The organism is Ruegeria sp. AB5 (genome assembly GCF_056542645.1).
Map to the genome: position 1 here is coordinate 52,941 of NZ_JBQGAE010000015.1, position 14,420 is coordinate 67,360.

Below are 14,420 nucleotides of genomic sequence, written 5' to 3' on the forward strand. Positions count from 1 at the left end.
TTACCCTGCCTCCCGCAAATTTATTTCGGTTTCTGCTCCGGTAAACTCAAACGCGCTTTCCCATCCGGCATTGTCGGAAAGCACGTACAATCCCGGCGAAAGGTCCAGCGTGATCCTTTCTTCGATAACGTTTAACTGACCCTCTTCCTCAAGTTTGGCATTTACCAGAAACAGTGTTTTGCCGACCATCGGGTCGGGCAACAGGATCTGGACAGATTTCTGAAACAGCGGGGCGTTTTTAACCAGCGTGACCGAGTCAAACGGACCAAAATCGGGTTCCGTTGACACCAGAGGATGCTGGCGCTGTTCGTCCGTCATCAGCTTTTGCATTGTTGCGATAAGGTAGTCTCGCAGGCTTTCGCTGGTGATAACTCGGTTGCCCAAACCGTCGTCAACCGCCGCCGCCCCGTCCAACGCCATTTTCAACGCAAATGAAAACGCGCCGTGGTCCTTGCCGTTTGCCATAGTTCGTTCCACTGCGCGCCCTGCGAACCTGGCCGCATAAACACCAACCGCCTTGATGTTGTGGCTAACCCGGTCGACTTCGCGCCGCCAATGGATCGGCGCGGGGGAAGCCAATCTCCCTTGATCCATACACGCGTCGTAGAACAGGACGCATTCCTTGAAGCGGGCCGCATCCAAGAACCAGTGAAAATAGTCGGTGACAAACAGATTGTTCAGATTGTCCGGCGTGGCGTCGGCAAGGTAGAGCCCGCCTTCGGTCCGCCGCCGTCCATAGCCATGACCGCTGACGTAGATGTACAGGCGCTCTTTGGCAGGCGGTTCCTTGGCGACCTTTACTAGATCGTCTAGCTTTTTGGTCAGGTCCACCAATGAGGGGCCAACGGGCCCTGTATCGGGAAAATCGTCAGAGGTTATTTCAAAGATGTTTTTGTTCGGAATCTGCTGTGATTTCAGCCAGTCCACAAACGCGGATGCGTCATTTACCGGGCCTTTGAGATCCCGTGAGCCCGACGAGGCATTTCCCCCAAAGCTGGGGTATCGCTTGATCGCGATCACCAGCGCCATGTCATTCTGGGCCATTATTCGCAGACCTCAGATAGACGGATAGGCGCGTCGGATCAGTTCGCGATCTGACGGGCTGAAATCCGAATTGAACCCGGTTTCGAAGTTCCCCATCGTCCATTTATTGGGTATAGGGTACATCATGATCGAGTGCGGATCGATTTCGGTAAGGGTCAGGGTTGCCGGATCATAGTGATCCAGAACGTTGCGCCGGATCGTGGCCTCATCCCAGAAATTCGGCGCACCGGAAAGTTCCTGTAGAACAACTGCTTCGTCCCATTGGATCCCCCCATCGGGGTTCTGATGCTCGTGGATCAGTCCAAGGGCATGCCCGAATTCGTGTAACACTACCTCGCGAATTTCTTCCTCTCTGGACTGGTCTGTCAGCCAGCCAAAATTCATAGTGGGTTTTGTCTGATCGGGCTCCGTAAAGCACTCGGTCCCCACTAGGGACCAAGAGCCCGCACCCTGCATGAACGAAATCCTGATATCCGCGTCGCCGTCGGTGACGAATTCAAATGTCAGGGCGGCCATGTCATCCGAAACCCAGAGCTGAGCATAATGTTCAACCCGGGCTTTCAGGTGATCCGTTCCTTCAAGGAACCGCACTTTGATCTTTGAGTTAAAGGGCCATTTCGCGCTGTTCAGCAAGGCCGCCTTTGAACCTTGGAGTGTTTCCGCTTCGCTTGGGTCTTCGTTTCTCATAAAGGCGGCACAAAATCGGTCAGGGTTGGTTTCCGCGGTCTGGATACCGCGCTGAGCGATATTGAGGCTGGCTTGCGCCGTGCCTCCGCCTTTCAGCTTCTCTCCCCACAACATGCAGGTTTCTTCCCAACTGGGGGCCAGGAATCGGCGCACGATAATCGCTGCGACAGGGGCCGCGACAAAGGCTGTCAGACCCAACGGACCGCTGGCAAGCAGGCCCGCAATCGCTGCGGCCAGTGCGCCCTGACCGATGTTGAATGCATCTCGCAGCGCTTCACGGTCTTCCTTGTCGGCATCGTCGGTTCCACACAGCAAACCGTGTAACTCTCGATGTGCCCGCCCGAGAATTCTGGCACCCAGTCGGCGAAGTGTTGGATACCCACCGGACAGGCTGGATTCGGGCACATTGGCGACATCGCGTTGCATGGCCATTGCCGCACCTGCAGGCACCGCCCGTTCCAGCGACGCACGGCGCCCAATCTCAGACAACAGGATAGAATCGTCGAATTGGCCAGCGAGGGAAAGAACGGTTTCGGCCAGTACGTTTTCCTCCGAAGTTGGACGCCGAAGCGTTCCCATCGCACCGAGCGCGTGCGCGGGTTGTGCGCCGGCGGTTACCCGTTTGATGACCGTCTGGAATTTCTGTGCGACCTTACCGAACGAGTTGGAATTTGGATGAAGCTCATCTTCCCAACCGGAATCAGGCACGGTGCCGCGACAATCTACGACGTGGAGTTTCCCGGAGAGGCTTGGTTCCTTGGCGAGGCTAAACAATGCATCGGCCCAACGGTCGATCAGGATGCGCACGATTTCACGCTGCAGTCCCTTGTCGGTGATACCGCGTGAGTTTAAGGGGCGACCCAGCCAGCGGCCATTGTTCGGAATAGCGTGATCATAGGTATGCGTCACAATCGGCGTGCCTGGGGCCGCCGCCGCCAAGTTGTTTGTGATGTTTCGCATATGCTGCTTCACATCGGCCAATATCCGGTCGAAAGCGTCCGTGATGTGGCCTTCTGCATCCAAACCAGGCGTGAAGGTTTGGACGATGGCGGCAAGGTTGCCGCCACCAACAAGATCATTGCCGCCACCGCTGAGAAGTACGACATGCGGTCGTTCCGCCAACACCGCCGTGACCAGCTCATTTTGCGCAGATACATCATCCAACGTGTCTCCTGCGGCGCCGAGGCTCAGGATGGCGTGCTTCCGAGACAGATGGTCGATGACGTCCTGCAGCAGGAAAGGGTATTGAAACCAGCTGTCGCCTTCAGACACTACCTTCAGCCCATTCCACCCGGCTGCAACCTTTGCCCGGTAGGCTTGACGTCTGCGTGCCCGAGACACGTCATTCAACCCACCAAGAGCCAATGCACCCTGCATGGCGCTGTTCAGACCGCTACCACTGGGCGGGGGCTGGATCAGCGCCGGGTTCACCCGCACGACCGGAGCGAAAGGCCGACTGGCTGATGGATCGAGCATCATATAGGCCGCCAGGTCTTCTTCCGAAACGGAAGGATCAAAAAGCATACGGCGCAACTCGTCGGTTTGAACAGGGCCGGGCAGGGTGCTATTGGGCATTGGGTTCTCCTTACATCCAGAGCGCAGCACGGATCATTGCGGGGATATCATCCACGACAATCCCGTCCGGTTTGGCTCCGTCTTGAGGGTGCCAACGCCCATTGTCGGAGCCGGATTGGTGCCAGTAGGACGAAGGATCACACAGGGTCAGGCCGACCAGTGTTTCGGCGACAATGCGGCTGCCCAATTGGCCCAGATGGGCACCATCGGCCTGAACCTCGGCTTCGCGCAGGACATAGAACCAAAGGGGCGTTTCGTTTTCGAAACCTCCATCCAAAACGGCCTGTCCGGTGTCGCCAGAGGTCAACTCCGCCGTAGTTAGCGGAGTGATGTTGCCATAGCTGCCAGTGTTGAGTTCCGCGGTACAGGCCTGAGCCGAGGGCAGGTTCAATCGATGACCACGCCGCAGATTTCGACGGGCAAGATGTTTGAAGACACCAGAGGGTTCGTTGCGCATATCGGCAAGCGGCGGTGCCAGCTGCGTGTCGATCTTACGCGCGACGTGGTCGGACTCGTTTGGATTGTCGAGCGTGAACCGGTCCCACTCGATGATCCAGTTCGTTGGCAGCGTAGGATTGTCGCCGAGCCCCCCGCCTCCGGTAAATGCGAACAGCAGGTCGAAGCCTGCTTGCGGCAATATCGGTGACGGTCCACGCCCAAAGAACCGATTGTGATCGTAAGCTCCGCGTACCATCGAGTGGCCGAAGCGGAAAGCAGCCACAGAAAACTCCAATGGCAGTGGCAGGTGTTCGGCAGGCAGAGCACCGCCGTTTTCGGACTTAACGCGATCGAAAAAGGTCGCATAGCTTGCCGCATTGTTTGCGATGACGTCGGCGACCGTGGCAGGGTCGCACACCTTGTTCAAGTAGATGTTTATTACTAGCCATTGATAGTGCCAGCGCGTCAGCTTTTTGGCTTCGTCGAAGACAGCCTCTTCACCGGTAGGCGCACCGGGTTGACCCCTCAACCAGACGACAACGCGGTTGTGGAACCGAAGGAAAGCGGCATGGAGTTGCGCAACCAGAAGGTTCTCGTCATTCCGTGCGTCTCCGATAACTGCTGCGCGCCGATTGATCACACCATTTTGCGCGAAGGCGCTTTCGATCGGAGTTCCGAGAATATCGTTTTCCTGTAACGTTCCCTGATCCAGCAATGTGCCAAGCCGAAGCAGATCGCAGGCGTCATCCTCAGGCAGCGGGGGTCGACCGCCGACATCAGTGGGCACGTCGAGACGCATCATGGCCGGAAATCCGGGCGACCGCATGGCGTCCTTCAGCTTGACCGCAGTCGGCCCGTCATCCGGTCCGTCACCATAAAGGCTGTCGAGGCCCAAAGACCCTTTGCGCAGGTTCAGCAGGGATGACGTCACGGTGCTTCTGGGCAAGGGATCCAGTGTTTCCCCGGCAGGCGGTTCGATAATAGACTGATCCCCCGAAGGGTCTGCGTTTGCTGTTATATCGTGGTCGATAAACTGCCCAAGGTATGTAAACACCGGGGGAATATTACTGTCTGCGTGCGGTGGGTCATTGTCGGCTTCGACCATGGAATCCGCCAGCGCGTCCAATTTGGCAATTGTTGTACTATCGGTCTGAGTTTCGGGCGAGTTGGGAAACATATATGCAAAGGGACCGCCTGGCGTTGTGCCATCCTGCGGCATGGCCATGGCCCCTGCGGGGACTGTTGCCGGCACGTTTGCCGTAGCTTGGGCATAGGATACGGCATCGGTACGCACCGACGGTGCCAGACCTGCCATTGCTCCGGGAGCAGCTTGTGTAGAAAGAATTATTTTTTGGCCGTGACCGAGAGTGAAAAGCATTTCAGATTACCTCGCTAAGCGGCGAAGCCATCCGATTGCTTCAAAGATTTCATCTCAAAATAGAAGCGGATATCTGCGACGAAATTACTTAAACCGAACGACTTCCTTGTATGAAAACAGACCGAGCTGGGTTCTTTCGGTCCGCATAAATACTAGCAGAATATCGGTAAAACTGAAAGCTGACAGGGAAAAATAGGCAGTTTCCCGCTTTGGAGCAGTCCATCCCATTTGAGTGGACTGTTTACAGATTTTGGTGCAAATGAAACCGGTTGTGCCCGCGTTTACTTAAATTGCCAACGGTGAAATGCCCCCAGCAAACGAAGCAAGGATCGGAGCGACCAGGGCAAACCCGGCACGCAGAACCTCGCCCGTGCCTTCCTTGAGGCCATGAGTGGTTTTCCAATCAGCGATATCAAACGTGTCTTCGGTTTTCGCGCACCCTCGTGCTTGCTCTGCCAGCCTTTTGACGCGGCTGTCGAGAACCAAAGCGACCGGAAGAAAGAAGCTGAGCATCAGCAGGCAGAAATATGTTCCTGTGAACAAAGCAGACGCCTTGACCAACGAACCGTAGGCAGCCTTTCCGCTGTCCGCAATCAAGGGCATGGGCCAATACATCCAGCTTGTGGCGAAGAACATGCCGAATGTCAGAATGAGGCTGGAAAGATACAACTGCTGGCGCATCTGGTGCATGTTGGCGGCCAGCTCTTCGGCCCTCTCTTCGATATCATTGCTGTCGCTGGAGGCAAGACACAGGATCATGCCGGCAATCAACGCCCCGACGGACAGCCCCGCAAGTGCGTTGACGATATCCAGCACCCGTTGGAACATTGAAAATACGGGACTTTCACCACAAGTGCCCAACAGCCAGGTTTCATTCGCGTTCAGGCAGCCCGGCAGCGACCCTTTAGCCAGAGCCGTTTCGAATACCGTTTTGCCGACCTGATAATATATCCGGGGCGTGGTGGATGATGCGAACTGCTGGATTGTCGGTGTCAGCGCCACCAAAAAGACGGCCATAGTCGTGACGATGGTGGCCACCCTGGTTTGCCTTTCCATCGGTCGGGCCAAACTGCGGGCCAGAACGGCAACTGCGAGAACGGCAAGTGCCGCAAAAAACCACGAGGCGGCCAGAAACCTGTACCGCCCGACAGCCTCAAGCCATGCGTTCTGATCGCTCAGGATCTCAATCGGGATATCCAGTTCTGATGCGATCAGGTGATCTTGGATCAGCTTGTGAATTCCGAAAATCAGAACGGGAAGTAAAACAATTGAAAAATATCGCAGTTTGACTCGACGGTTAGACATGTTCGACCTCGTAAATTGCCGAAAACCCCGCTGAAATCCTTAGCACATTTTCTGAATTCCGACACCGCACGCCGACCAGCCCCGCCGGAAAACGTAGTTTTCATAGTTCGGTCCGCCCGCGTCGCTCAGGCATCCGAAGTGCCTGGAATGAGTTGAGATCAGGCAGAATTCTTCTGAATTTTGATTTGTTGTGATAGGATTGGCTAAGTCTCAGGATCGCAATGTCTGACCAACGGATGGCTGATAACGGAGCCAACAATCAGGAAAATGCTTCTGAAAAGTCAGAAGCCCTCATTCTCTACACCCGCAGCGGAGGGAATGCCAAGCAGGCTGCCCCCGCCGAATCCAGCGGCGGAGGGTTTGGCGCCTGGTTTACCGAACTTTTTTCGTCGCTTATTAAGACTTCGGTCGCTTTTTTCTTGGCCTATCTGCTGGTTCAAAGCGTCGAACTTGATCTGAAACGAGCGCAGTTTACAGCGGACGCTGCCGACAAGCTGAAGACTTATATCATCGAACTTAACAGTGCTGAGTTCGAGAATGACGCGGAAAAGTCTAAGGCAACTGCGCTGGCGCTAGGAGGGTTCGGCAGTGTTGCTGCCTTTCCACTGGTCCAGTTCATTGATCACGGTAACGAGTTTCAGGTCAGTTGGGGAAAGCTGGGGCTGGAACAGGCTGGACTGATTACGAACGTCGAAACATGCGAGGTCATCGTTCGCGTGATTGATGACCCGACCGAAACTTTCAAGTGGGGAACGCGCAAGGCCATCTCCGAAATCGCCGGCAGCGTCGGCTGCCGAGATGCCGCCGCACCGTTGGAACGTCTGAGCGCGGATTTGACGGATGCAGGGGTGCCAGCCGATGCGCAGCCGGATTTTCAAAAGGCAATTAAGGCGGCATTGGCGCAAATCGAAAGAGCAAACCAAAGGGCGCAAAAATGGTGGATGTTCTGGTGACTCGCAAATTGGCGACAAAAAGCCTTTCGAAGATGTGCATGGCTGTTATGGCTGGCTTTGTTGCAGTTTTTCTTTTCGGTCAGGATGCGCATGCTGGGCTTCAGGGGTGCCCGGATGACACGGCAAGAAACGATAAGTTGCTGATTGGTTCGATGGATATGGTCAGCCCGATCAGTGAACGCAAAAGGCGCGCCTTGCTTGCGGCGTTCGAAATGCATTTTGTCAAGGCCGACGCGTCGCTTGGATCGCTTGCAAAAGTGATCTACTGCCCACAGCGTCAGTTGCGGGATCGAAACACCTATGATGCCGACGTTACAGGTGTTTTGAACGACGAGCGGGTACTGCTTGAGGTCGGTGCCAGAGTCAGCGGGGGTGACATCATCGTGGCCTATGTGGTCATTCCTCTGCGGCACTATGGGTTCCACAATGTCCAGCCGCCCCGCATGCAGGGCTATCACGAAGCGCTTTACGAGCAGGCCCAGATCGATGCGGGGCTGGATCAGCTGTTTAGGGGTAATGCCGAGTTGCGGCTGTTCTCTGCGCTGGCGCTGGGACTGCGGCATGAACGGGCAGCTGAGTCCACCGTGCAACTGCACGAACAAAAGACGATGCTGTTGCGATCTCGAGCGTTCTACTGCGATGCGATCGGAACACTTGAGGCGGCGCGACCAAGACCTGATTACCTTGGACTGGAGCCAGATGAATGGAAGGCTTTGGGCAATTTCGCCCGCGAAAGGACGGACCATGTCTATCAGCAGACGCTGAACAATTTTAGCGACCAGAGCACGCTTCCAATTCTTCAGGAAATCCGTAGAACCGACAATGAAGACAGCGGTATCTGCGTCGACCCGCTTCCGTCGCAAGCCGATGGAGGAGGTCAATAATGGATAAGGCAATCAAGTCGCCCACAACGCGTGCAGGGTTGGCCCTTTCCGTTGCCCTTATGTCTCTGGCGAGCATTGTGTCGGATATTCGACCCGTCCAAGCCGGCGGGTTTACCGCCTGTGAGCACCCATTCATCTTTGACGATTCCGCAGCCAACATCGTTCCACTGGAGTATCTAGCAACCTCGGCCGATGCGTCGTCTGGCGATGGGAACAGAATAGAAAAACTGCAGGAGACGGCGCGGCGGTTCAGCTGGCTTTTCAAACTGGATAGCTGGCATCAGCCCACCTATGGCAGCCTTGGGGTTGTCGCGCATATGTTCCTGGAAGGCGTGTGCGACCCGGACGAAGTTCTAGGCCGGTTACTTACCGGGGAGGCATCTCAGCCATTGCACAAGGGCCAGATCTTGGTGTTCCTGCAGGGCCGCATCTTTCTGGAAGAAGACCAGATTTTCGTTCAGTCCAGGCTCAGGGGATTTCGCCGTCTGACGGATCAATACGAAGCTGTGCAGCCGCTTTCTGATAACTTCGCCGATGAATACCTGCCAGCTCAGCTCGGCTTGCCTCGCTACCCGATGTCGATTTCGATACCTGCGCTGGACGTGACTTTCGCGCCGCGCGTAGTATCCGAGGAGTTGTTCAATCGCATCGACACGATATTTATCGAAGCCAGCAAGGTTTATAGGAGCCCTGATCTTGGGGCTAGTAGCGACGAGCTGCTGTTTGAACCCAGCCAACCCAGAGCATTCAGCGTTGAAATCGGGGTCCAGCCAGGTTGGATCAAAGTTGACGATATGTTCGGGGGACACCCCAGCCAAGGGTACATCCGCGTGAACCCCGGTGCCTCGCGCGTGTTCCACTCCAGCTTGCCCGAGCTTGATTTTCTGAATGGCGCGCTTGGATTTCTGCGATTGCAGCAAACCCGGATGTCCGATGAGTTTCCACCTGTGTCCGACGGGACAGTGCAATTGGCACAGGCCGCGTTTGAGCGCTATCTGAACAACGATTTGACCCTCAATGAACCTGAAATCAGAGCTCTGGCCCATGCGTTAGTAGGGTTTATTCAGGCCTCTGAAGAAGAAGATTGGATGGCCGCGCGTGTGTCGTTTCTTGAGGCGGCCGAACTGTCCCCGACCGACACCCACTACCGCAATGCGTTGGGCGTGACGGATGCCATTCTTTGCTGTTCGCAGGATGTTTCCTCTCCGTACCGCGATCCGGCAAGATGGTTCGCAGATGCCTTGTCGGTGAACCCGGAAAACGGAGAGTCGCTGAGCAATCTGCTTCATTTCCTAGAATATCTGAGCGAGACCGATCAAAAGCCGGAAGGGATCGATACCACCAATTTGCCTAAGGTGTTGGACGTGGTTCGAAGCGTTGCCGACCAAAACCCGGACCTTATGTCAAAAGGCCTGCGCTAAGGCCCAACCGTGAACCGAATTTGCACATGGAATTCGATTGCGCAGCTGGAATTTCCAGCCTGCCTGCAATCTATGCGAGAGATTTTGTCCTCTCTGTTTCTTAGAATGGCAATTTCTGCTATGTTCGCAGCATATTGTTGAAAAATTGTTGGGTGGTATTGAATGCGTGTTTACGAAGCGGTTGTTGCCGCGCTCGAAACTATTGAGGTAGACGCTGCCTATGGCGGTGCTGGCGAAAATGCAGCCGGTCTGATGCTTGCGCTTGACGCATCGGAAAAGATCAGGCCCGTAATTGCAAAAAACGAGCAGGGCGCGTCGTTCATGGCCTGCGGTCACGCGATGTTCGCCGGTAAACTGGGTGTGTGTTTCGCCACCGCTGGTCCAGGTGCCTTCAACCTTATTTCGGGCATGTGTGTGGCTTTGACCGACAGTTATCCCTTGTTGGCGATCAGCGGGTATTCGACGGTCGCGTGGCAGGGGCGGGGTGGTCTGAACGAAACCTCTGGTCTGGCCCGCACGCCGGATTCGCGGATGATGTTTCGTGCGGCCACAAAAAAAGACCCGCAGACGGATGAACCGGCAGATTTTCTTGTGACTGACCCGGATGATCTAATCGACACGCTGCAAAAGGCCATCGACATCGCCTATGAAGGTCGCCCTGGCCCGGTGCATGTTGCCATTGCAGAGGATATTACTGACCCCAAGATCAAAGTGTCCAATTTCAGACCTCTGCGCATGCCGCAGACTGATGTAAGCCCTGATCCGGCTTCGCTGGATCGGGTTGCGGGCGTACTGGAACAGGCGATCAAAGCCGACAAAACGGTTGTGATGCTTGCCGGGTTTGGCGCGATCCTGTCCGGAGCCAATGATGTTACCAAGGTTTTCATCGAACGGTTCCAGATCCCGCTGCTGACGACAATGGACGGAAAAGGGATAGTCGCAGAGGAAAACCCATTGGCCATTGGCCTATACTGCGATTCAGGGCACAAGGCGGCGTGGGACCTTTTCGACAATGCGGATGTGGTGCTGGCGGTCGGAAACTCCTTTGCCCAACATGCGACATTCGACTTTTTCGACGGATTGTTCGACGATAAGACCCTGATCCACCTCAACGTAGACGCGGGTGAATTTGACAAGTTCTACAAGGCAGATCACGTCGTTTTGGGGGACGCCAAGCAGAGTCTGCAAGGGCTCTTTGATCGTCTGGACGCCTCTATCGGCCCAGTACCGGAAAGGGATTACCGCCCCAAGGACTATGACGAGCGCTTCATCATTTCTCCGCAAAAGCAGCTGCATCCGGGCGAAATGGTTCAAAAGATATCGAAAATGCTGCCGCCGGGCGGGGTTGTTTTGGCAGACGCTGGGGCACATGCGGCCTGGGCCGGTTACTATCTGGAGCTGAAAGAAGGTCAGAATTTCCGAAAACCAGGAACCTATGGCCCCATGGGGATCGGGGTGTGCGGAGCGATAGGTGTAAAGTATGCGGAGATGCATCGCCCGGTCGTTGCTGCCGTTGGCGATGGTTCTTACCTGATGACCGGGTTCGAATTAATGACGGCCGTGCAATACAACATTCCAGTGGTCTGGGTCATTTTCAACGACAGCGAATTCAAGCTGATCAAGCTGTATCAGCTGTCTGCTTTCTTCAAAACAGGGCTCGTCGAATTCGACAATCCGGACTACGCCGCCTACGCCCGATCCTGTGGCGCAGATGGATATGTGGTCAATAAGCTCGACGAGTTCGAGAAGGCGTTTGCGGCGGCTCTGGCAAGCGGCAAACCGACCCTCATTGACGCGCGGATTACACGTCTGGCGCTGCCAAATTATTCACCCCATCCCGAAGGTGTGCTGGCCGCGATCTGGCAAGGCATTCGTTCAAGGTTCGGATTGTAGACAGGAGGCCACACCATGGACGGTAGCTCGGATTCCCTACGGAAATGGCGCGAAGTGTATGTTGGAGGCTCGCCCGAGGCAGAGTTGAAAGAGACCAAAAAGCTTGCCGAACTGATGATGGCGGCACAGCAGAAGTCTGCAAAGGCTGGCAAAGCGCCCAAGGTCGAGCGCGCCTTTCACAAAAAGGCAATCGCCGCATTTGAAGGCGCTGAATTGCGGTTTGTCGACGACCTGCCAGAGGATCTTGAGGTGGGGTTCGCGATACCCGGCAAACGGTATCCCGCGATGGTGCGGATTTCCAACGCATCGTCGCAAACCCAATCCGATGAAGAAAAAGACCTGCGTGGATTGGCAGTACGCGTTCGCGATGCTGACGGCGTTGACCACGACTTACTGGCCACGAATTTTCCTGTTCCCCACGCGCGTAATGCCCGCCAGTTCGTGGTCTTCGCACATGCGGTGTCCGGAGGGAGGTTGTCAAAGCTAGTGGGGTTGGTGCGCCTGTGCTTTGTTCTGGGCTTCTCTGAAACACGCCGGATGCTTGACAACGTGCGGACCGCACTCAGGGAATGTGACAGCGCAGCGTTGGAAAGCTACTGGAGCCGCGGGGCCATTGCCTGGGGAAACGAAGCGGTGCGGTACGTTTTCAAACCGGCACCGGATGCGCCGGGGGTGAAGGGTGCCCACTCTGGCGCGTCACGTCTGTCTTCAGAATACGCCACACGTCAGGCAGATGGTGATGTGGTGTTTGACCTGTTCGTTCAGCGGTTTGTTTCGGAGGATCAAACACCTATCGAAGACGCGGCGCATGAATGGGACGAACGGGTCAGCCCACCCGCAAAGGTGGCGGAATTGGTAATGCCTCAGCGTGATCTGTCGTCACCGCAGGCGCTAGCCGAGGCGCTGAAAATCGAGCAACTTGGGTTCAATCCGTGGAATACAGCGGAAGAATTCCGTCCTTTGGGAAACTTGAACCGCGCGCGCAAAGCCGCTTATGATGCATCCGCCTCGCACCGACAGGGCAAACGGTTCAAGGCCGCACCGCCTCCGATTCAGAATAGAATCTTCGGAACGGCCGCGCGATCCGTACTGCGCGCCGTTAACCGCAGGATTCCGTGGCACAAAATTCCGTTTCTTTTGGTTCAGCTGCTCAACCTCGACGCGCTCAGGTATGATCTGAGGCAAGAGAATCTCATTGACACCGATCCGGAAGAAACCGTGCCAAGCGTGCGCGCGGTACCGCCTGAACCTGCCCCCGAACATCGCGTTTACCGTACTCATGACGGCACATATAACGATCTGTCGGATCCGACGATGGGTGCGGCGGGCGCAACCTTTGGCAGAAACATGCCACCGCAGGCCCAGCCAGACGGCAGCCCCAACCCAATTGAGGTAGCCCGGAAACTGATGGACAGACAGGCCTTTATCCCTGCCAAAATCCTGAACATCCTGGCGGCCTCGTGGATTCAGTTTCAAGTCCATGACTGGGTATCGCACGAGCGGCGCAAACTGGGCGAAGATGATGACGTCGTTCCTCTCCCAGATGGCTACCCCGATTGGAAGAACCGCCCGGACGGAGAGCCGGAACGTAATATGCGCATCGCCGGAAATATCCCGAAAGAAGGGGCAGATGATCCGATCCTGTTTGCAAACGAGAACTCTCATTGGTGGGATGGCTCGCAGGTCTATGGCGTCAATTCCGAGGCCGCGAAAAAACTTCGTGACGGACCCAAGCTAAAGCTGACCAAAGACGGCTACCTGCCTTTGAATGTGAAGGGATTTGAGCTGACCGGCTTTAACGAAAGTTGGTGGCTGGGGCTGTCGACCCTGCACACGTTGTTTGCCCGAGAGCACAATGTTCTTTGTGACGAGTTGCAGCGCGAATACCCCAACATGGACGAAGAACGGGTGTATCAGACCGCCCGCCTCATCGTGTCGGCCCTGATCGCGAAGATCCACACGGTCGAATGGACACCAGCCATTCTTGGCACCGAAGCGCTGGATATTGGAATGAACACCAACTGGTACGGGCCGCCTAAGTCGTGGTTGACGCGCCTGGGCATCTGGTTGACTGACGTTCACGCGCTTAAAGGTATCCCGGAAACTGAGCCTGATCACCACACCGGGCGCTACGCCCTTACGGAAGAATTTGCGACGGTTTACCGAATGCATCCATTAATCCCGGACGATTACATTTTCTATGATTTTCAATCCGGCAAGGAAAAAGCCCGCCGTGGCTTTCTGGAGATTCAGGGCGAAGAGACTGACGAGCAATTGCGAGAGCTTGGCCTGCGCGATTGTCTTTATTCTCAGGGTATTGCCCATCCCGGTGCGATCACATTGCACAACTTTCCGAAATCCCTACAAAACCTCGAACGTTTTGATGAGCTGATCGATCTGTCGGTGGTGGATATTGTCCGCACCCGTGCTCGCCATGTTCCGCGATACAATGCGTTCCGCGAGGGCTTGCATATGCCGCCGGTGACCGACTGGGATGATCTAACAGCCAACCCCGAGACCAATAAAATTCTGAAGGATCTTTATGGCGACATCAACAAGGTTGATACGGTGATTGGCCTTTTGGGAGAGACCCCGCCTGACGGATTTGGATTCTCGGACACGGCGTTTCGTGTCTTTATTCTTATGGCATCACGCAGGTTGCAGTCCGACCGCTTTTTGACCACTGACTTCCGTCCGGAAATCTATACACCGCTCGGGATGGAGTGGGTGGCGAAAAACGGTATGAAGTCCGTTTTACTGCGGCATTTCCCCGAGTTTGCAACGGTTCTGCCAAAGACTGCGACGGCCTTTGCGCCATGGAACATGGTTGAGGGTAAATGAA

General features: G+C 55.6%; 9 protein-coding genes. 5 read left to right on the plus strand and 4 right to left on the minus strand.

Features of this window, described 5'->3' with window-relative positions; all coding sequences use genetic code 11:
- The 4 genes from ACR0L4_RS19445 to ACR0L4_RS19460 all read right to left on the minus strand — a co-directional run bounded on the left by ACR0L4_RS19445 (position 1) and on the right by ACR0L4_RS19460 (position 6,427).
- On the minus strand, positions 1–1,044 hold the full coding sequence (locus ACR0L4_RS19445) for a caspase family protein (protein WP_480514712.1): 1,044 nt from the start codon (positions 1,042–1,044) through the stop codon (positions 1–3).
- A gap of 12 nt (positions 1,045–1,056) precedes the next feature.
- Positions 1,057–3,306: a GDSL-type esterase/lipase family protein gene (locus tag ACR0L4_RS19450; protein ID WP_480514713.1), complete on the minus strand. Its 2,250-nt coding sequence runs from the start codon at positions 3,304–3,306 to the stop codon at positions 1,057–1,059.
- Positions 3,307–3,316: 10 nt separating this feature from the next.
- On the minus strand, positions 3,317–5,059 hold the full coding sequence (locus ACR0L4_RS19455; RefSeq protein WP_480514714.1) for a peroxidase family protein: 1,743 nt from the start codon (positions 5,057–5,059) through the stop codon (positions 3,317–3,319).
- A 348-nt stretch (positions 5,060–5,407) separates the two neighbouring features.
- Positions 5,408–6,427, minus strand: a complete 1,020-nt coding sequence (locus ACR0L4_RS19460; RefSeq protein ID WP_480514715.1) for a hypothetical protein — start codon at positions 6,425–6,427, stop codon at positions 5,408–5,410.
- A 236-nt stretch (positions 6,428–6,663) separates the two neighbouring features.
- Between ACR0L4_RS19460 and ACR0L4_RS19465 the strand changes: the two genes are divergently transcribed.
- The 5 genes from ACR0L4_RS19465 (at position 6,664) to ACR0L4_RS19485 (ending at position 14,419) form a co-directional block, all read left to right on the plus strand.
- Entirely contained in the window at positions 6,664–7,380 is a 717-nt protein-coding gene (locus tag ACR0L4_RS19465; protein ID WP_480514716.1) for a hypothetical protein, read from the plus strand.
- A 38-nt stretch (positions 7,381–7,418) separates the two neighbouring features.
- Complete coding sequence (locus ACR0L4_RS19470; protein WP_480514717.1) at positions 7,419–8,264, plus strand: hypothetical protein; 846 nt, start codon at positions 7,419–7,421, stop codon at positions 8,262–8,264.
- Positions 8,264–9,685: a hypothetical protein gene (locus ACR0L4_RS19475; RefSeq protein ID WP_480514718.1), complete on the plus strand. Its 1,422-nt coding sequence runs from the start codon at positions 8,264–8,266 to the stop codon at positions 9,683–9,685. Before ACR0L4_RS19470 ends, ACR0L4_RS19475 begins: the two co-directional genes overlap by 1 nt.
- 162 nt (positions 9,686–9,847) lie before the next feature.
- On the plus strand, positions 9,848–11,578 hold the full coding sequence (locus tag ACR0L4_RS19480; protein ID WP_480514719.1) for a thiamine pyrophosphate-binding protein: 1,731 nt from the start codon (positions 9,848–9,850) through the stop codon (positions 11,576–11,578).
- A gap of 15 nt (positions 11,579–11,593) precedes the next feature.
- Positions 11,594–14,419, plus strand: coding sequence for a peroxidase family protein (locus ACR0L4_RS19485; protein ID WP_480514720.1), 2,826 nt, complete (start codon positions 11,594–11,596; stop codon positions 14,417–14,419).
- The last annotated feature ends 1 nt before the right edge of the window (position 14,420 follow it).